Source organism: Bacillus sp. PK6-013, from assembly GCF_054161445.1.
Map to the genome: position 1 here is coordinate 2,203,849 of NZ_CP096417.1, position 19,844 is coordinate 2,223,692.

A 19,844-nucleotide genomic window follows, 5' to 3' on the forward strand; every position below is an offset into this window, starting at 1 on the left:
AGCGGAGGGAAACAATGGATCATACACAAAAAATCCAAAACATTTATCCTTTAAGCCACATGCAGGAAGGAATGCTTTTTCATTCTTTCCTGCAAGACGAAGGAACCGCATATATTGAACAGTCCGTCTTCACAATAAGGGGTCAGCTCCATTTAGACTGGTTTCAACAAAGTGTCCAATCGATCATTGACCGCCACGATATTTTCAGAACGGTTTTTTTGCCTCATGTTGCCGGGCTGAAAGAACCGCGCCAGGTCGTTTTACGCGATCGATCCTTTCAGTTGCATGCTGAAGACTTGACCGAAATGCCGGAGACCGATCAAACCGCGTATATCAGCCAGTTTAAAGAGCGGGATCGGCAGAAAGGCTTCAATCTGCAAAAAGATATGCTGATGCGTATTTCTCTGTTCAAAACGGCGCCGGAACAACACGTATGTGTATGGAGCCATCACCACATTTTAATGGACGGCTGGTGTCTCGGGATCGTACTCCAAGAATTTATGCAGTTGTACGAAGCCATCTATACGGGTGAATCTGTGCCTTTAGATCCTGTTCAGCCATACAGCGCATATATTTCCTGGTTGTATGATCAGGACAAAGACAAAGCCAAGGAATATTGGAAGAACTACTTGACAGACTTCAATGCGCCAACAGGTCTTCCGAAAGTGTCTGCAAAACCTGCTGAAAAGGGATATCGGCAGAAAGAGCTGATGTTTTCATTAGACCGAAAGTTGACAGTCAGACTCAAAACAATCGCCAAACAGCATGGAGCCACACTCGCCACTCTCATACAAACCGTGTGGGGCTTAATGCTTCAGCGCTATAACCGGACAGATGATGTCGTGTTCGGCTCTGTCGTTTCCGGCCGTCCTTCCGTGATTCCGGGCGTTGAGAAGATCATCGGTTTATTTATCAATACTGTGCCGGTGCGAATCAAGACCGAGAGCGAAAATGAAACCTTTTCAGAGCTGCTTCGCCGCTCCCAAAAAGAAAGGCTCGCTCAAGACATGTTCAACTTTTATCCATTGGCTGACATTCAGTCGCATATCGCTTTCAAACAGCATGCGATTGACCATATTTTCGTTTTTGAAAACTACCCTTTGCAGCAAATGCAAGACTCGGCAAACCGCGCCGAATCACCGCTTCAGATCGAAAATGTAAAAGTGTCGGAGCAATCAGGCTACAACTTCAACCTCATGATTGCCCCGGATGATGAACTTGTCATCAAGTTCATCTACAATGCAAACGTTTATGATGAATCATGGATTGACTGTGTGAGGGGCCACCTGCTGGAAGCTTTGCGAAGAGCGGCGGAGGACACCGATATCCCCGCCTCCAGGCTGCCGATGATCGCGCCTGACGAAAAAGCCCGGATCATCGGGGCATTCAACGATACAAAAACGGATTACGATACGAACAAAACAATCACTGACTTGTTTTCCAATCAAGTAGAGAAAACGCCGGATCATATCGCACTACATGCCGGCGGCTTGACGATGACATACCGGGAGCTGGATCAAACATCCACTGCATGGGCCCGCATCTTCCAAGAACAAGGCTTAAAGAAAAACGGAATTGCCGGCATTTTAGCAGAGCATTCACCTGAATTCATCATCGGAGTTCTTGCCGTTTTGAAAGCGGGCGGCGCCTATCTCCCGCTCGATGCCGAACTGCCGCCTGAACGGATCAGCTGCATGCTGAAAGAAAGCGGGGCGGACGTATTGGCCGTTCAGAAAGGACTCAAGACGGACATTGATTTTCCGAAAAAAGTGTTGATATCCAAGGAAGCGCAATTGGCACCTGTCAGCGCTATCAACATAAATACGCGTCCGGATGATCTGGCTTATATCATGTATACATCAGGTTCGACAGGCAAACCAAAGGGCGTAATGATTTCGCACCGCAATGTCGTATCACTGATCTCAAACAGCAATTACACATCAGCCGATACAAATGACCGATTGATCTTAACCGGTTCACTCGGCTTTGACGCCATCACATTTGAAATATTCGGAGCGCTCCTGAAAGGAGCATCTCTTCATGTTATTGACCGCTTGACGATGTTGACTCCTGCCCGTTTTGGCAGCTATTTGCTTCACCATGATATCACAGTGCTGTTTTTAACAACGGCTCTCTTTAACCAGCTGGCACAAGCCCAGCCGGACATGTTTTCAGGGCTCTCCACTTTATATGTCGGCGGGGAAGCTTTGACGCCTGCACTGATGAATACGGTCAGACATCGGTGCCCAAACCTGAAGCTTTATAACATATATGGTCCGACGGAAAATACAACATTCTCTACATTTTATGAAGTCAAGCAAGATTTTTCACAAGCGATTCCCATCGGAAAACCGATCAGCAATTCAAATGCCTTTATTGTTGACGAGAGCGGTCAGCTCGCGCCGATCGGCGTTCCCGGCGAACTTTGCGTCGGCGGCGATGGGGTTGCAAAAGGATATTTGCACAGACCTGATTTGACGGGTGAAGCATTTGTAGAGCATCCGTTTCAACCAGGGGAAAAAATGTACAAAACCGGCGATCTGGCGCGCTGGCTGCCAGACGGCAACTTAGAATATATCAGCCGGATGGACCGGCAAATCAAAATTCGCGGCAAACGAACTGAACCGGCTGAAATAGAAGCGCGGCTCATCGAGATTGAAGGCGTTCAAGAAGCCGCTGTCATCATTGAAGAAAAAAACGAAGAAGCATTCCTTATCGCATATTATGTAAGCGATGATCAAACAGAGGAAAAAACGATCCGTTCATTACTATCAAGGCAGCTTCCCGACTATATGATTCCTCATGATTGGGTTAAACTGGACCGCATGCCTCTTTCGGCAAACGGCAAAATCGACCGCCGCGCGCTGCCTGCACCTGATCAAAAAACGGCTTTGAAACAGATTGTGCCGCCAAGAAACTGGGTCGAAAAAGAACTGATTGACATATGGAGACCTATCCTTGGCGTGAAGGAGCTCGGTATTGAAGATGACTTTTTCGAACTTGGCGGTCATTCGCTAAAGGCTCTTCAAGTCATTCACCAGCTGAAAAACAGCCAGGGGATCGATATTCCGATTGAATTATTATTCGAGAATCCAACAATCGAACAATTGGCCGAAAAGCTGTTTTCACATGAGCTGCGCGCCTCGGCCGTACAGCATGTCAGCAGACTGAATCCGCCGACCGGAGTGAACCTTTTCTGCTTTCCTCCCATTTCGGGCTTCGGGATATTTTATAAAGATCTCGCTGCTAAGCTAAACGGCAAAGCGACTGTGTACGGATTTAACTTTATTGAAGAAGACAGCCGTATGGAACAATACGTGAACAACATCATCCAAAAACAGCCTCGGGGTCCTTATATCCTGCTGGGATATTCAGCGGGAGGCAACACGGCATTTGAGACTGTCAAAGAAATGGAAAACCGTGGTTTGGAGGTCAGCGATCTCATTATTGTCGATGCATATCAAAAGAAACAAGCATTGCCGCCACAGCCAAGCAGCACCACGGCAGAACATGTTCCCGCTCACCTCAGGGAAGCAGTCATCAAAAAGACGGCAAACTATCAAAAATATTGGGCACAATTAATCAATGGCGGCCAAATCAACGCAAACATCCACTTTATTGAAGCCGGCATTCAGACGGATCAAATTGACAGATTCATATTGCAAAAATGGGCCGACGCCACAACAAGAAACTATCAAGAGTATAAAGGAGCCGGACCGCATCAGGATATGTTCGAAACTGCCTTTCTGTCAAAAAACGCCGAGATCATTCAACATATCCTCACAAACAGCGGCAAACATGCAGAGCATTCTCGGTAAAAGCCGTCCAAACACCAACAGGCCCGAGCCAAAACATTGAGAGTTCTAAAGCGATTTCTTAAGCTTTAGGACTTTTTTCTTTCAAATCATCATAAGCTGTAAAGAACAGACAAGACCCGTCTGAACCTATGGCAGGAAACAGGATAAGCTACTTCACTTTCGAATTCGCACAATAAATAAATGAAGGCGCTTTCAAATTCTATTTCAGACACTTTTGAATATGAAAGGGGGCATTTTTTTGCTTCAAAAATTGCTTATCGCCAATCGTGGCGAAATCGCACTTCGGATCATCCGAACTTGTAAACGGCTCGGTATTCAGACAGCTGCCGTCTACTCTGAAGCGGATGCTGAGTCCCTGCACGTTAAAGCTGCAGATGAAGCCTGGCTGATCGGCAAACCGCGGGTCAGTGAAAGCTATTTAAATATCGAAAAAATCATCGAAACTGCTAAAAAAGCGGGGGTCTGTGCCATCCACCCGGGATACGGCCTGCTTTCCGAGAACAGCCGTTTTGCCGAAAGATGCCTGCAGGAAAATATCACGTTTATCGGTCCGCCGTCCGATGTGATCGCCAAAATGGGGAGCAAAATTGAAGCAAGGCTAGCGATGGAACAAGCCGGGATTCCCGTCGTTCCCGGCGTGACAAAAAGCTTGGCCGGTCTGAATGAAGCCAAGGCTCTTGCCGAATCCATCGGCTATCCCGTGATGCTCAAGGCTTCTTTTGGAGGCGGAGGCATCGGAATGCAGCTGATTCGCAATGAAGGCGAATTAGCAAAAGCATATGAAGGCAGCCAAAAACGAGCCGCCGATTTTTTCGGAGACGGGGCTATGTACATCGAGAAATATATCGAAGATGCAAGACATATCGAGATTCAGATTTTAACAGACGAATACGGAAATGCCGTCTATCTTTGGGAACGGGACTGTTCGATTCAGAGACGCCAGCAAAAAATCATCGAAGAAGCACCTGCTCCGTTATTCGATGAAAACATGCGCGCGAAGCTCGGTGAAGCGGCCGTGAAAGCCGCGCTGTCGATCGGCTATGCCAACGCCGGGACAATCGAGTTTTTAGTAGACAGCAAGAATCATTTTTATTTTCTCGAGATGAATACCCGCCTGCAGGTCGAACACCCGGTGACAGAGGAAATTACAGGGCTCGACATTGTCGAAGAACAGCTCAATATCGCAGCAGGCAAAGCGCTTCCGTATAAGCAGAAAGACATTCGGCGTGACGGACATGCGATCGAAGTCAGAATCTGTGCCGAAGATCCGAAAACATTTTTCCCTTCGCCGGGACGGATCACTGACCTTAAGCTGCCTGAGCACCCGAATGTCCGTCATGAATGCGCAGCAGCCCCAGGTATGAACATCACACCGTATTACGACCCGATGATCGCCAAAATGATCGTCAAAGGAAATAGCAGAGATGAAGCCATCCGCACATTGGCCGAAGCGCTCTCACAATATCAAGTGAAAGGCATTAAGACAAATATTCCGTTGCTTGAAGACATCGTACGTTCTGACGAATTCCGAAAAGGCGGGGTCCAAACCGATTTTATCAGTCGTTATCAGTCAAAATGAAATTAAGGAGGCGTGCCATGAATACTGTTGTCACCAATATGGCGGGAAACGTGTGGAAAATATTAGTGAAAGCAGGAGACAAAATCGAAAAAGGGCAGGAAGTCGCCATTTTAGAATCGATGAAAATGGAGATTCCGATTGTCGCCGAAACGGCCGGCACCGTCAAAACCGTCAGAAAAAACGAAGGTGATTTTGCCGATGAAGGAGATGTCTTATTGGAGCTTCAATAAGGTCTGGAGGATGGCAAATGAATGTACCGAAGAAAATTTTCATTAAAGAAGTCGGGCCGCGCGACGGTCTGCAAAATGAAGAAACCGCACTCTCGACAGCCGATAAAATAACCTGGATCGACATGCTTTCCCAAACAGGGCTTTCATATATCGAAATCACTTCATTCGTTCATCCTAAATGGATTCCTGCACTGTCTGATGCCCTTGACGTCGCCAAAGGCATTAACCGGAAGCCGGGCGTCACCTACGCAGCCCTCATTCCGAACCGAAAAGGGCTGGAACGGGCTCTCGAAGGAGGGATCGATGAAGCTTCTGTTTTTATGTCGGCAAGCGAGACACACAACCGGAAAAATATTAACAAATCGATCGGCGAAACGCTTCCAGTCTTGCAGGAAGTCACCGGGACAGCCAAACAAGCAGGCCTCACCACCAGAGCCTACCTGTCCACCGTATTTGGCTGTCCTTATGAACATCATGTGCCATTAGAACAAATCATACGCCTCTGTGATGCGTTGTTCGACATGGGCATCGACGAACTTTCTCTCGGAGATACAATCGGCGCAGCGAATCCCGTGCAAGTTCAAAAGGTGCTTGACGTACTTTTAAAACGCTTTCCGAAAGAGAGTTTCGCCCTTCATTTTCATGATACGAGAGGGATGGCGCTCGCCAACATGATCACAGCGATGGATATGGGAATCACCGTATTTGACGCATCATGCGGCGGGCTGGGCGGCTGTCCTTATGCCCCTGGAGCCACGGGAAATGCGGCAACTGATGATTTGATTTACATGTGCGCCCAGATGGGCATCGAAACCGGAGTTGATCTCAGCAAGCTGCTTTCAGCTGCCAAATGGATCGAAGACAAAACCGGGAGAGAGCTACCAAGCCGAAATTTGCAGGCGGCGAAATCAAAGAATTGCTTTTCATAGATTGAGGAGGAGGAAGACCGAATGGAGCCCAATGTTCTTTATTCCATAAACGAGCAGGCGGTCGCCGTGTTGACGTTGAACAGACCGCAAGCTGCAAATGCCCTCTCGCTCGGACTTCTCGACGACCTTCAGCATATCCTTCGCGATATCCGTTCAAACCCGGCCGTCCGCTGTGTCATTATAACGGGAGTAGGGAACAGGACGTTTTGTGCAGGTGCCGATTTAAAGGAAAGAGCCCGCATGAGCCCCACAGAAGCGAAGCAGGCCGTTTCCATGATTCAACAAGTGGTCAGCCAGACGGAAAAACTGCCGCAGCCCGTCATCGCTTCATTAAACGGAAGCGCTTTGGGAGGGGGGCTGGAGCTTGCATTGGCGTGCGACATCAGGATCGCAGCCGAACATATTGAACTCGGCCTCCCCGAAACAACGCTCGCGATCATTCCCGGGGCAGGGGGAACACAGCGGCTGCCCCGCTTGATCGGCAGGGGAAAGGCAAAAGAAATGATCTATACCGGCTGCCGCATCAGCGCCGAAGAAGCGCAAAAGATCAGCCTAGTTGAACATGTCGTTCCGCTTCAAAAGTTAAAGGAAACAACCGAAAATATCGCAGCGAACATTGCGGCGAACGGACCGGTTGCCGTCAGACAGGCGAAGTTCGCTATCAATCAAGGGCTTGAGACAGATATCGAAACTGGACTCGCGATAGAACAAAAAGCCTACGAGCTGACGATTCCGACGAAAGACAGAACAGAAGGGCTGAAAGCTTTTACAGAAAAGCGGAAGCCGTATTATACGGGAGAATAAAACGAACGGGGGGACAGCCGATGCCGGCCGAAAAGGAATTGTATGAACGCATTCGCCGGATTCAGGAAGGCGGAGCGCAAAAATACCATGAAGCTAATGAGAAAAAAGGAAAATTATTTGTCAGAGACCGATTAAAGCTGCTGCTTGACGAAGGCCTCGACCTTGAGGACGCTTTTTTTGCCAATTGCATGGCAGACGGGCTTCCGGCAGACGGAGTCGTCACGGGAATCGGAAAAATCGGCGGCCGAACCGTTTGCGTCATGGCTAATGATTCAACGGTGAAAGCAGGATCATGGGGAGCGAGAACCGTCGAAAAAATCATCCGCATCCAGGAAACAGCCGAAAAGCTGAATTGTCCGCTTCTTTATTTGGTCGATTCAGCAGGCGCAAGGATTACGGATCAAGTTGACATGTTTCCGGGGCGAAGAGGAGCAGGGCGGATTTTTTATCAGCAAGTCAAATTATCCGGGCGCATCCCGCAAATCTGTCTTTTGTTCGGTCCTTCAGCGGCAGGCGGCGCCTACATACCGGCTTTTTGCGATATCGTTATCATGGTCGAAGGTAACGCCTCGATGTATTTAGGCTCGCCGCGCATGGCGGAAATGGTGATCGGCGAAAAAGTGTCGCTTGAAGAAATGGGCGGAGCGCGAATGCACTGTTCTGTTTCAGGCTGCGGAGACATTCTTGCCGAAACGGAAGAAGATGCGATCAAGTCGGCGCGCCGGTATCTTTCCTACTTTCCGCCGAATTACACCGAAAAAGCGCCTGTCATTGAAGCAAAACCCGCTCTTCCGTTTGACCGGCCGTTGGAGGAGATCATTCCGAAAAACCAAAACGCACCGTTTCAAATGATGGATTTAATCGACCGGATCATTGATGAAGCGTCTTTTTATGAGATCAAAAAATTGTTCGCGCCAGAGCTGATTACCGGTTTGGCGAGGATTCACGGGCAGCCTGTCGGCATCATCGCCAATCAGCCGCGTGTCAAAGGCGGTGTGTTGTTTCACGATTCGGCAGACAAAGCCGCAAAGTTTATCAATTTGTGCGATGCCTATCATATCCCGCTGCTGTTTCTGGCTGATATCCCCGGCTTTATGATCGGAACAAAAGTCGAGAGGGCGGGTATTATCAGACACGGTGCGAAAATGATCTCAGCGATGGCCGAAGCAACCGTGCCGAAAATATCTGTCATCGTCAGGAAAGCTTATGGCGCAGGCTTGTATGCGATGGCGGGACCGGCCTTTGAGCCTGACTGCTGTCTGGCGCTGCCTACGGCTCAGATTGCTGTGATGGGTCCGGAAGCAGCGGTAAATGCCGTTTATGCCAAAAAAATCGCACAATTGCCTGAAGAAGAGCGGTCCGCCTTCATTGCCGAAAAACGGGAAGAGTACCAAAAAGACATAGACATTTACCGGCTTGCTTCAGAAATGATTGTCGACGGGGTCATTCCGGCCGATTCGCTTCGTACGGAACTCATCAAACGGCTGAATGCATATATGACCAAATACATGATATTTACGGAACGGAAGCATCCTGTTTATCCCGTCTAAAGGCCAATGAAACGAAAAGGGGGAAACGGTATGGCCGAAAAAGCGGTTTGGCAGCCTGATCCGGAATTTGTAAAAGCGACCCGGCTGTTTCAATGGATGACAGCTCTCGGTTTTTCCGACTATGATGATTTTTTGAAAGCAAGTACAGACGATATCGCCTGGTTCTGGGAAGAGGCCGAAAAAGCGCTCGGCATCAGCTGGTACAAGCGGTACAGCCAAACATTGAATCTCGATAAAAGCATAAAATGGCCGAAATGGTTTTCCGGCGGACGCTTAAATGCCGTTTGCAGCGCCGTGGAAAAATGGTCCCGACAGCCTGATACGGCCGAGAGGACAGCCCTCATCTGGGAAAGTGAAGACGGAAAAACAGAACGGATCACCTATTCTTCTTTACATCAAAAAGTCGCCCGTGCGGCAGCAGGCTTTAAAAAACAAGGCATATCAAAAGGGGATGTCATTGCGATTTACATGCCGATGATCCCGCAAACGGTCATCGCCATGCTTGCCGCCGCTAAAATCGGCGCGGTATTCTCCCCGGTTTTTTCAGGCTACGGGGCCCATGCGGCAGCCGCGAGACTCAGCGCTGCCGGAGCAAAAATTCTTGTCACGGCAGATGCCTTTTTGCGAAGGGGAAAGAAGGTCTGTATGAAGAAAGAAGCTGACAAAGCAGCAGACCGCGCCCCCACTGTCCAAAAAGTTGTCGTCTGCCGGCTTCACGATGGCGAACAAGATTGGAATCATAAGAGAGATATAGACTGGAATGAATTGATGAAAAGCGATCCTCTCCAGATGACAGAAGAAATGGACAGTTCAGATCCGCTCATGCTGCTTTACACATCGGGCACGACAGGACAGCCGAAGGGAGCGGTTCATACCCACGCCGGTTTTCCGCTGAAAGCTGCATTTGATGCGGGCTTCGGGATGGATGTCAAACAAGGGGACACGTTTTTCTGGTTTACAGACATGGGCTGGATGATGGGACCGTTTTTAATATTCGGGGGACTCATAAACGGAGCGGCAGTTTTGCTGTATGACGGAGCACCGGATTTCCCGGCCCCGAGTCGGCTGTGGGAGCTTGTCAGCAGACACCAGGTGTCGCATCTCGGCGTCTCTCCGACGCTCATTCGCTCACTGATGCAGCACGGCGAAAATTTTCTTCATCAATGCGACCTGAGCAGTCTGAAGGCAATCGGCTCAACGGGAGAACCATGGAATTATGAACCGTGGATATGGCTGTTCCGCCATGCTGGAAAAGAGCGGATTCCTATTTTTAATTATTCAGGAGGAACGGAAATTTCAGGCGGCATTTTGGGCAATGTGCTCCTGCGGCCAATCACGCCGATGACGTTTAATTCGCCTCTGCCTGGCATGGCGGCCAATGTCTTCAACGAAAAAGGGGAGGAAGTCGTCAATGAAGTCGGGGAGCTTGTCCTGACAAAGCCGTGGGTCGGCATGACGAATGGTTTTTGGAAGGAGCCGTCCAGATATGAAAAAGCATATTGGAGCCGCTGGACTGACGTCTGGGTGCATGGCGATTGGGCAAAACGTGATGAAAACGGCTACTGGACGATCAGCGGACGTTCTGATGATGTGATCAATACTGCTGGGAAAAGGATCGGGCCCGCCGAAATAGAGTCCGTACTGGTCGGCCATCCAGCGGTGGCGGAAGCAGGCGTTATCGGCGTTCCGGATCAGCTCAAAGGTCAGGCTGCCGTCTGCTTTGTCGTCCTCACACAGTCGGAAAAGCCGTCGGAAAAACTAAAAGATGATTTGCTGAACCTCGCCTCTGACGCGATCGGTAAAGCGATCAAGCCAAAAGCGGTTTACTTTGTCAGCGGTCTGCCGAAGACGAGAAATGCAAAAGTGATGAGACGGCTGATCAGAGCTGCCTATTTGAACGAGCCGGCAGGCGATTTGTCAACATTGGAAAATCGTCAAACATACGATGAAATTACCGGCCTTTCAGCGCAAAAAAATCTGTAGTATACTGGATAAGGCTTGCAGACAAAGAAGAAGGACACGTCCTTCCTCTTTTTATTTTAAGACCAAAAACTCACATTCTGACGATAACCGAACCTCCGCCGGCCGCGCAGACGCGGTTTTGCTGCTCTTCAATTGAACGCAGCAGCTGATTGTTGCATTCCATGAGTTTGATCAGCAATTCCATTTGATCTTCGAGATTTTTCAGCCTTTGATTCATCTGCTGAGAAGATTGGCCGGTGTGCATGTGCGGGGCTGAAGGCGGATAAGACGTTTCAGAATTCCATTTTGAATACATAGAAATAGGCCTCCATCATCTAAACTGATATATCTTATCGTATGATCCTAAAATCGCAACGTTCGCCTAAATCAAAACGAGAGGAACTAAAACATGTACTTGACGATAAAGGAAACCGCAGAATATTTAACGCTTTCAGAAGCATATGTTGAACAGCTTGTGAGAGAAAAGAAAATTCGCACCGTCTTCGACGGACAGCAGCATTTAATCAACAAAGATCAATTCAATACCCATATGGAACAGATGGAAAAGTATAAAGAGTGGGCGGAATCCGTTCTGAACGAACCCATCCCCGAAGATCCGGATGTTAAAGATGAAGATTAACCAAGATAACGATAATTACATTATGTAAACTAGGTGCGTTTCTGGGAAATATTCGCACGACTCTATCATGACGTGTGAATGGGACGTTTCGTAAAAAAAGACACAATATAGGAAATGAAAGGGATGAAAGAAGCCCTATATATAAAGTTTTCTATGATTTTATTTCATTTCCGAAACAATCACGTTCATTTTTTGTTCAAAAAGTGTTATCATTTAGTAGTAAAAAATACAGTGTGTTTTGAGATTGCGGGTTTTCGGGAATTCCAGACTGAAAACAGCAAAACAAACACAAAAGGGGAGAACCTTTTTGCGGACTTGTTTGTGCACAAATTCACAAACTGTGAAAAAGGGGTTCCTTCAAAAAACAGCACATCGCTTATTGAAAAGGAGAATTGGTTATGCCGGAAACAATCGATCAAACAGCTGATCAAACAAACGAATCTGTAAGCCAAAGCCAACGCGATCTTATCGATCAACTGCTAAAACCTGAAGTACAGGAGTCTTTGACTGTTTTAGTCGACCAGCTTCCAAAGCTGACAGAACTGGTCAACATTTTGACAAAGTCTTACGATTTCGCACAATCCGTTGCAACTGATGAAGTATTAAAAAATGATACGGTCGGTGCCATCACAGAAATTCTTGAGCCTGTCAAAGATACGGCAAAAGAAATCGCGGCTACCGCCATTGAAGCAAAAGACCGCGCTGACGAAAGCAATGAAGTCATCGGACTTTTCGGTTTGCTGAAAATGCTTAAAGATCCGCAGGCCCAAAAGATGTTCCGCTTTGTTCAAAGCTACCTGCAAATCATGTCAGAACGCGAAAAACAAAAATAATCACTATACATTCAGAATAAGGACGGAGGATTCACGATGTCAAAACATATCGTCATTTTAGGCGCTGGTTACGGCGGATTACTGTCTGCTTTAACAGTTCGCAAACACTACACAAAAGAAGAAGCAAAAATCACAGTGGTTAACCAATACCCGACACATCAAATCATCACAGAACTGCATCGCCTTGCTGCGGGCAACGTGTCAGAACAGGCCATTGCGATGCCGCTTGCAAAGCTTTTCAAAGGAAAAGACATCGATCTTAAAATCGCCAAAGTCAACTCGTTCTCAGTTGACAAAAAAGAAGTCGCTCTTTCTGACGGCTCTACCCTGACGTATGACGCGCTTGTCGTCGGTCTTGGTTCTGTCACTGCTTACTTCGGCATTCCTGGCCTTCAAGAAAACAGCATGGTGCTCAAATCTGCAAACGATGCAAACAAGATCTTCAAACATGTTGAAGAGCGCGTGCGCGAATACGCTAAAACGAAAAACGAAGCGGATGCTACGATCCTAATCGGCGGCGGCGGACTAACAGGCGTCGAGCTTGTCGGTGAACTCGCCGATATCATGCCGAACCTTGCGAGAAGCTACGGTGTCGATCCGAAAGAAATCAAGCTGAAGCTTGTTGAAGCCGGTCCGAAAATCCTGCCGGTTCTTCCGGATGAGCTGATCGAACGTGCGACAAAGAGCCTTGAAAAACGCGGCGTTGAATTCTTGACAGGACTGCCTGTCACAAATGTAGAAGGAAACGTTGTTGATTTGAAAGACGGGCAAAAAATCGTCACAAATACATTTGTCTGGACCGGCGGTGTTCAAGGCAATCCGCTGATCGGCGAGTCAGGTCTTGAAGTGAACCGCGGACGCGCAACTGTAAACGATTTCCTTCAATCCACATCACATGAAGACGTATTTGTTGCAGGAGACAGCGCCGTTGTCTTCGGTCCGGATGGCCGTCCGTACCCTCCGACAGCTCAAATCGCTTGGCAAATGGGCGAGCTGATCGGCTACAACCTGTATGCATACTTAGAAAACAAATCAATGGAAACGTTCAGCCCTGTCAACTCGGGCACGCTTGCAAGCCTTGGCCGCAAAGATGCAGTTGCCGTTATCGGCGCGAACAGTACATCTCTTAAAGGCCTGCCTGCTTCATTGATGAAAGAAGCGAGCAACGTCCGTTATCTGACTCATATTAAAGGTCTGTTCAGCCTTGCTTATTAATGGAAATGAAGCGCTACTTATAGTTTAAACTATAAGTGGTGCTTTTTTTTGCTTTAAATTTGACGGGCAAATGAAAATATTGTGGTAAATTTGAACCAAAATGCATTGACAAAAAGACGGTCTCATCGCATTATATGAATATAAAATAAAAATATTTATATGTTTATAAAACAAGGAGAGACTGACATGCCGAAATTTACCGAAAAAGAAAAGGAAGCGATACGCTCAGCTTTAGTGCAAAGCGGAAGAGAGCTTTTTGCGCAGCTTGGATTGAAAAAAACGAGCGTTGGTGAGCTAACAGCCTCGGCCGGAATTGCCCAAGGCTCATTTTATACATTTTTCGACTCGAAAGAGGAGCTTTATTTTGAGATTTTGCAGCAGGAAGAAAGTAAGATCCGCGCCCAGCTTGAGGCATCATTTTCTGAAAGCGGGAAAACATTTGCACAGTTTTTGCGTGAAGCATTGGCGGTGGTGGAAGATAACCCGTACATTCGCCAAGTTTACGATGACAACTTACTCGAGACACTCTTCCGCAAACTCCCCGAAGAAAAGCTGCAGGCGCATTTCGACAGCGACGAAGATTTTTTCAAGCCTTTAATTGAAATGGGCCAGGAAAAAGGCTGGCTTGTCAGAAAAAAACCGGAGACGATCGTCAGTGTGATTCGCGCCATTGTTCTTTTATCCTTTCAAAAAACAAATATTGGGGAAGACCGCTACGACGAAACGATGGATTTGCTTATCGAATTGATCGGACAGGGGCTTTCGGCCAAGGAGGATGCATCCCATGATTGAAGTCAGCGGGCTTCGCTTCACATACCCCGGACAAAAAACGCCCGTATTGAAAGGAATCGACTTTTCGATTCAAAAGGGTGAAATTTTTGGATTTCTCGGCCCGTCCGGCGCTGGAAAAAGCACGATTCAAAAAATATTAATCGGTATTTTAAAGCAATATGAAGGCCGGGTTTCTGTGATGGGGAAAGAATTGAGTCAAGCCGACAGCTCCTTTTATGAGAAAATCGGCGTCGCCTTTGAATTTCCGAATTTCTATCAACGATTAACGGCACTGGAAAACTTAAATTTGTTCCGTTCCTTGTATGCATCTGAAACCGAGGAGCCGGAAACGCTGCTCGCTTTAACGGGTCTTGAAGAGTACGGCCGGACAAAGGTATCCGCTTACTCAAAAGGCATGAAAATGAGGCTGAATTTTTTGAGAGCCCTGATCAATCAGCCTGATCTTTTATTTCTAGACGAACCGACCTCGGGGCTCGATCCCGTGCATGCCAAAAAATTAAAACAGCTTATCCTGAACAAAAAGGCGGAAGGGAAGACGATCCTGATCACAACGCACCACATGCAAACAGCTGAAGAAATCTGCGACCGCGTAGCTTTCATCGTTGACGGCAGGGTGGCTTTGATTGATTCTCCACGCGCCTTGAAAGTGCAAAAAGGAAAAAGGCACGTAAAAGTGGAGTACCGCAGCCGCAGGCAGCTGGAAACTGCTCAATTCGACCTTGATCAGATCGGCAGCAGCCCGGAATTTTTGAACTTGATCAAGGAGCACCCTGTGGAAACCATTCATTCCCAAGAAGCATCGCTTGAAGACATCTTTATCGATGTGACGGGGAGGCGTTTAAGTTGAGGATCTTATCAGCGATTTCCCATGATATCAAACTTCAGTTCAAGCACGGTTTTTATTATGCCTATTTGCTGATCAGCGCGGTGTATATCGCCGTGTTGCAGTTTCTTCCGGCTGTTTACAGGGAGGCGGCCAACATTGCCTTGACGTTTTCAGATCCGAGCTTCCTGGGGTTTTTCTTCATCGGGGGTCTTGTTTTACTGGAGAAAGGGCAAAACATCCATGACAGCCTGTTTGTAACGCCGCTAAGTGCGAGTGAGTATATTTTTTCCAAAACGGCGTCCTTGTCCGTTTTGTCTCTTGGATCGAGCATTTTCATCCACAGCAGTGTGTTTGGCTATGGAACAAATTCCGGTTTGTTCGCTTGCGGCGTGCTTTTTACTTCATTTTTCTTCACGATGATCGGCTTAGGTTTGGCGGTGCGGTGTGAAACCTTAAACGGATTTTTCTTTTTGTCTTCTTTGAGCACCTTTGTGTTCGTTCTGCCTTTGTTTGAAACAGCGGGCATTTGGAGCAGCCCGCTGTTTTACGCTCTGCCGTCAAAGGCCTCATTAATGCTGTTAGGTTCCGCCTTTACCGGCCTTCAGCAGTGGGAGCTCGTCTACGCGATTTCCACTCTCTTGTTGTGGAACAGAGCCGCGTATTTCTGGGCGAGGCATTCACTTCAAACGTTCATCACATTAAAGCTTGGCGGAGGTGATACACGATGATGAAAATCATTCAGCTGATACGCGGAGATATGAAACAGATCAAACGTGATTCAATGCTTGCTTTTTACGGTCTGGCGCCTTTTCTGCTCATCATCGTGACAGCCGCTGGCATTCCTTTGTCAGCGGAACTGGCGGCATTCAATATCACCCCATACCGTCATTTGATCATGAGCTTTGCCATGCTTTTCATCCCCCTGATTCTCGGTATCATGTCGGGGTTTATCCTGCTTGATGAGCGCGACGAAAATATGATTCAGTATTTTGCCGTGACGCCCTTGTCGAAGCGCGGATATGTCTTGATACGCCTCATCCTGCCAATGGCGCTGACTTTTTGCTACAGCATTTTGCTGTTTGCATCCGGCGGTTTAATGGCGCCCGGCTCTGTGTACCTTTTGTTCATCCTGATCATGGTCACGCTTGAAGCCCCGATTTACACGCTGCTTTTAGCCGCTTACGCTTCGAACAAAGTGGAAGGGCTCGCTTTAATGAAAGGGTTCAGCCTGCTCACTTTCATGCCGGCCGCGGTTTATTTTATTCCTTTGCCGTGGCAGCTTTTCGGCGTTTTCACGCCGACCTACTGGACAGCGAAAACGTACTTGGCAGGAACTTCTCATGAAGGGCTTGTTTTCGTTTTCGGGTTCATCGGAGTTGTGCTGCATGTAATGATACTGCTGCTTTTATGCCGGAGGTTTTTGGTGAAAACCGACCAATAGGAGTATATCCCGCCGCGTTTTGCAATAAAGTATTAAAACCATCAGCGGGAGGCGGGATATTCTATGAAGAAAAATATGAAGCTTTGTCTGTGTATGATGATGATCTTTGTATTGACGTTGGCCGGCAGCATAGACGGCTTGGCCGCCGGGGAAAAAGGCGCCGGGCTCAAAGAGCAAATCGATCAGCTGTTAAAGACCGAGCCTGATTTAAAAGGAGCGCTCGCAGGCATCAGCGTCAGGTCCGCGGAAAGCGGGAAAATGATATACGGCCATATGAGCGATACACGGATGAGACCGGCGTCCAATCTGAAGCTTTTAACGGCAGCAGCTGCCTTTTCCGTCCTGGGTGAGGACTATACCTTTCCCACAGAGGTGATGACAGACGGCGCACGATCTGTGAGCACACTCAAAGGCAGCCTTTATCTAAAAGGAAAAGGCGATCCGACGCTTTTGAAAGCCGATTTTCAGCAAATGGCCAAGGCACTCCGAAAACAAGGGATCACTGTCATCCGGGGAGACTTGGTCGGCGATGATTCCTGGTATGATGAGGTCCGCTACTCTCCAGACCTTTCCTGGAGCGATGAAGACGCATACTACGGAGCGCAGATCTCGGCTTTAACAGCTTCGCCAAACGAAGACTATGATGCCGGAACGGTCATCATCGACGTGAATCCTGACGGCAAAACCGGGAAAAAACCCGTTGTATCGCTTACTCCGCAAACTAATCATGTCAAAATCGAAAACGGTGCCAAGACCGTTGCTGCAGACGGAAAAAAAGATATCACGATTAAAAGGGAACACGGCGGAAATACCATCCAAATCAAAGGGACGATTCCACAAGGCGCTTCAAGGGTCAGACAATGGGTTGCGGTTTGGGAGTCGTCAGAATATGCACTCGATTTATTTAAACAGGCTTTACAGCAACAAGGCATTCGAATCCTGGGAAAGACTAAAACCGGCAAAGCGCCAAAAAAAGCGCGCCGCATCACCGCACATCAATCCATGCCGCTTTCAGAGCTGATGATCCCCTTTATGAAGCTCAGCAACAACGGCCATGGCGAAACACTGATCAAGGAAATGGGAAAAGCCGCGAGCCGTGAAGGAAGCTGGGATCAAGGTCTTGAAGTGTTGAATAAAGAACTGCAGGGATTTGGAATGGACACAGAAAAGATCGTTCTCAGAGACGGCTCAGGCATCTCGCATATCAATTTGATTTCTGCCGACCAGATCACAAAGCTATTGTATTCCGTTCAAGAAGAGAAATGGTTTCCGTCGTTTGCCCGTTCACTCCCGGTTGCGGGGGAAAGCGACAGAATGGTCGGCGGCACATTAAGAAACCGGCTGAAAGACCCGGCTCTAAAAGGCAAAGTCAGAGCGAAAACAGGCTCTCTTTCAACCGTCAGTACCTTGTCGGGCTATATCGATACTGCAAGCGGCAAGACATTGATTTTCTCCATTCTTCTCAATCAGCTCGTGGATGATGAAAAAGGAAAGGATATTGAAGATAAAATCGTTCAAATATTAGCTTCTTCATGACAGCTCCCATTGCTTAAGGCAATGGGTTTTCTTTATTGAAAAGGCTTTCCATTCACTTCGTACTTTTTTCAGCTGAGGCCATATAATGCTAAGAGATTTCATTTCAATAAGTTTAACAGCAGGCAGGGGGAAATATATGAACATTTTGCTGGCTTATTATCGATACTCTCCACATACAAACGGCCCGTCTACCTATATTGATATCCTTAGTAAAAGCTTGGAAGGAGAAGGGCATTCTGTCGATTTAATGTCGCACGATACCCGATGGCTCAACATTCAGGTCGCCGATCAGCAGCCGGCCGATAAACACCGGTTAAAATATGAGCTGATTCACCGTCTTCAAACAGCTTATACCGAAAAATATCCCCTGTGGATATATTGGCGTGAAATGGAGCGCTACAGTTTGGAACAAGCTGTTAAACAGTTTGATCTTAAGAAGTATGATTTGATCCACTGCCACGATTTTATGACGGCAAGAGCACTGGCCCGTTCCAAACCTCAGCACACGCCTTTAATCGTGTCCCTCCATAACTTTAAATATCATGAAGCAAAGATTACCGGGGAATTTGACGAGAAAAGCGGGCAGGAACAGCAATACATGAAAATCGAAGAATGTTTGGGCGCAATGTCCGGAGACGTTGTGGCCGTTCCGTGCGAATGGCTGAAACACGAGCTGATTCAAATTGGTGTGACGCCTTCGAACATCCGAGTCATCCCGTATGGAATTGTAAAAACACCCTTTATCGAAAAGAAAAATAATCTCCCTAAAAGCCTCCCGCATCAAGGAAAAAAGATCATTCTCTGTCCGGCGCGGCTCGTTCCGGTGAAAGGACACCGCTATTTGATCGAAGCGCTTTATAAACTGCGGTGCGAAAGGGATGATTTTCACTGCCTTCTCGCAGGCGAGGGTCCGGAGCTCGAAACTCTGCAAAGCCTGTCCGAAAAGCTCGGTATCGCGTCGGCGGTCTCTTTTCTCGGAAAGCGAAAAGATATACCTGACTTAATGAATATTAGTGATGTCATTGTTTTGCCGTCGCTTCACGATACATTTCCGCTCGTCATCCTGGAAGGGCAGTTCTCCGCAAAACCTGTGCTGGCGACAAACGTAGGCGGGGTAAAAGAAATCATTGATGACGGTGCGAACGGATTGCTTGTTCCCCCGGCAGACAGCGAAGCGCTTACTGAAAAGCTGCGCCTGCTGCTCGACGATGACAAAACCCGGCAAAAATTGGGGCGCCAAGCGTTTCAAAAAGCTATGAAACATTGGGATATCAGCTTTCACATGAGGTCGATCGAAAACCTGTATCAAACATTCGAGACACAAAAAAGAGCAGTGCGGTCCTGCAAAAATCATCGAAAAGAGCAGGGGCTGGACCTGGAAATCCTCGAACAAATCGGTGAAAAGAAAACGTCAGAAGCGGAGTACACGATTGCCGGGGAAATCCCGGAACATCTCAAAAGCCAACTTAAAAAAGAGGACCATTACATTCATGTTTATGATTTGTCAGGCGTTTTACTGCAGACAAAAGCGGTCGATTCGAAAGGGTGCTATGAATTTCACCAGCTCCCCCGAGGCAGCTATGTCTTGAAAAGCACTATCGAAGCATTCGGCAATCAGTTCGTATCCCTCGACTGATGATAAATACTTCTGCGCAAGCCGGCTGTTTAGCCGGTTTTTTTATATAACAG

Annotated in this window: 17 protein-coding genes; 16 read left to right on the forward strand and 1 reads right to left on the reverse strand. The window is 47.7% G+C overall.

The window, feature by feature from the left end; translation table 11 throughout:
• Positions 1 to 14: 14 nt before the first annotated feature.
• From M1E03_RS11050 to M1E03_RS11080, 7 genes are all read left to right on the forward strand, one after another.
• Positions 15 to 3,818 (forward strand): non-ribosomal peptide synthetase, encoded by a 3,804-nt coding sequence (locus M1E03_RS11050; protein WP_458110442.1) that lies wholly within the window; start codon positions 15 to 17, stop codon positions 3,816 to 3,818.
• 238 nt (positions 3,819 to 4,056) lie between these two features.
• Entirely contained in the window at positions 4,057 to 5,397 is a 1,341-nt protein-coding gene (locus tag M1E03_RS11055) for an acetyl-CoA carboxylase biotin carboxylase subunit (protein WP_082021583.1), read from the forward strand.
• Positions 5,398 to 5,414: 17 nt separating this feature from the next.
• A complete protein-coding gene (locus M1E03_RS11060; protein ID WP_003182452.1) occupies positions 5,415 to 5,627 on the forward strand; it encodes an acetyl-CoA carboxylase biotin carboxyl carrier protein subunit in 213 nt (70 codons plus the stop codon).
• 17 nt (positions 5,628 to 5,644) lie between these two features.
• Positions 5,645 to 6,556, forward strand: a complete 912-nt coding sequence (locus M1E03_RS11065) for a hydroxymethylglutaryl-CoA lyase (protein WP_020451696.1) — start codon at positions 5,645 to 5,647, stop codon at positions 6,554 to 6,556.
• Positions 6,557 to 6,577: 21 nt separating this feature from the next.
• Positions 6,578 to 7,360: an enoyl-CoA hydratase gene (locus M1E03_RS11070; protein WP_020451695.1), complete on the forward strand. Its 783-nt coding sequence runs from the start codon at positions 6,578 to 6,580 to the stop codon at positions 7,358 to 7,360.
• A 20-nt stretch (positions 7,361 to 7,380) separates the two neighbouring features.
• On the forward strand, positions 7,381 to 8,910 hold the full coding sequence (locus M1E03_RS11075) for an acyl-CoA carboxylase subunit beta (RefSeq protein WP_020451694.1): 1,530 nt from the start codon (positions 7,381 to 7,383) through the stop codon (positions 8,908 to 8,910).
• 30 nt (positions 8,911 to 8,940) lie between these two features.
• Positions 8,941 to 10,893, forward strand: a complete 1,953-nt coding sequence (locus tag M1E03_RS11080; protein ID WP_458110443.1) for an AMP-binding protein — start codon at positions 8,941 to 8,943, stop codon at positions 10,891 to 10,893.
• Between the two features lie 70 nt (positions 10,894 to 10,963).
• Here the strand turns inward: M1E03_RS11080 and M1E03_RS11085 are convergent, their stop codons facing one another.
• Positions 10,964 to 11,188 carry a hypothetical protein gene (locus M1E03_RS11085; RefSeq protein ID WP_020451692.1) on the reverse strand — a complete coding sequence of 75 codons (225 nt, stop codon included), beginning with the start codon at positions 11,186 to 11,188 and terminating at the stop codon, positions 10,964 to 10,966.
• Positions 11,189 to 11,281: 93 nt separating this feature from the next.
• Here M1E03_RS11085 and M1E03_RS11090 point away from each other — a divergent pair, with 93 nt between their 5' ends.
• From M1E03_RS11090 to M1E03_RS11130, 9 genes are all read left to right on the forward strand, one after another.
• On the forward strand, positions 11,282 to 11,512 hold the full coding sequence (locus M1E03_RS11090) for an excisionase family DNA-binding protein (protein ID WP_020451691.1): 231 nt from the start codon (positions 11,282 to 11,284) through the stop codon (positions 11,510 to 11,512).
• A 398-nt stretch (positions 11,513 to 11,910) separates the two neighbouring features.
• Positions 11,911 to 12,345, forward strand: coding sequence for a helical membrane plugin domain-containing protein (locus M1E03_RS11095; RefSeq protein ID WP_020451689.1), 435 nt, complete (start codon positions 11,911 to 11,913; stop codon positions 12,343 to 12,345).
• Between the two features lie 36 nt (positions 12,346 to 12,381).
• The gene (locus tag M1E03_RS11100; protein ID WP_020451688.1) at positions 12,382 to 13,560 is read left to right on the forward strand and encodes an NAD(P)/FAD-dependent oxidoreductase; all 1,179 of its coding nucleotides are present in this window, start codon (positions 12,382 to 12,384) and stop codon (positions 13,558 to 13,560) included.
• A gap of 186 nt (positions 13,561 to 13,746) precedes the next feature.
• On the forward strand, positions 13,747 to 14,352 hold the full coding sequence (locus tag M1E03_RS11105; protein ID WP_023857514.1) for a TetR/AcrR family transcriptional regulator: 606 nt from the start codon (positions 13,747 to 13,749) through the stop codon (positions 14,350 to 14,352).
• The gene (locus M1E03_RS11110; protein ID WP_079289105.1) at positions 14,345 to 15,199 is read left to right on the forward strand and encodes an ABC transporter ATP-binding protein; all 855 of its coding nucleotides are present in this window, start codon (positions 14,345 to 14,347) and stop codon (positions 15,197 to 15,199) included. The genes M1E03_RS11105 and M1E03_RS11110 overlap by 8 nt, the downstream gene beginning before the upstream one ends.
• Positions 15,196 to 15,906 (forward strand): fluoroquinolone export ABC transporter permease subunit, encoded by a 711-nt coding sequence (locus M1E03_RS11115; protein WP_458110444.1) that lies wholly within the window; start codon positions 15,196 to 15,198, stop codon positions 15,904 to 15,906. The genes M1E03_RS11110 and M1E03_RS11115 overlap by 4 nt, the downstream gene beginning before the upstream one ends.
• On the forward strand, positions 15,903 to 16,619 hold the full coding sequence (locus tag M1E03_RS11120) for an ABC-2 transporter permease (protein WP_096748123.1): 717 nt from the start codon (positions 15,903 to 15,905) through the stop codon (positions 16,617 to 16,619). Before M1E03_RS11115 ends, M1E03_RS11120 begins: the two co-directional genes overlap by 4 nt.
• Positions 16,620 to 16,682: 63 nt before the next feature.
• Positions 16,683 to 18,155: a D-alanyl-D-alanine carboxypeptidase/D-alanyl-D-alanine endopeptidase gene (gene dacB / locus M1E03_RS11125; protein ID WP_458110445.1), complete on the forward strand. Its 1,473-nt coding sequence runs from the start codon at positions 16,683 to 16,685 to the stop codon at positions 18,153 to 18,155.
• A 136-nt stretch (positions 18,156 to 18,291) separates the two neighbouring features.
• Positions 18,292 to 19,791 (forward strand): glycosyltransferase family 4 protein, encoded by a 1,500-nt coding sequence (locus M1E03_RS11130; protein ID WP_458110446.1) that lies wholly within the window; start codon positions 18,292 to 18,294, stop codon positions 19,789 to 19,791.
• Positions 19,792 to 19,844 lie beyond the last annotated feature (53 nt).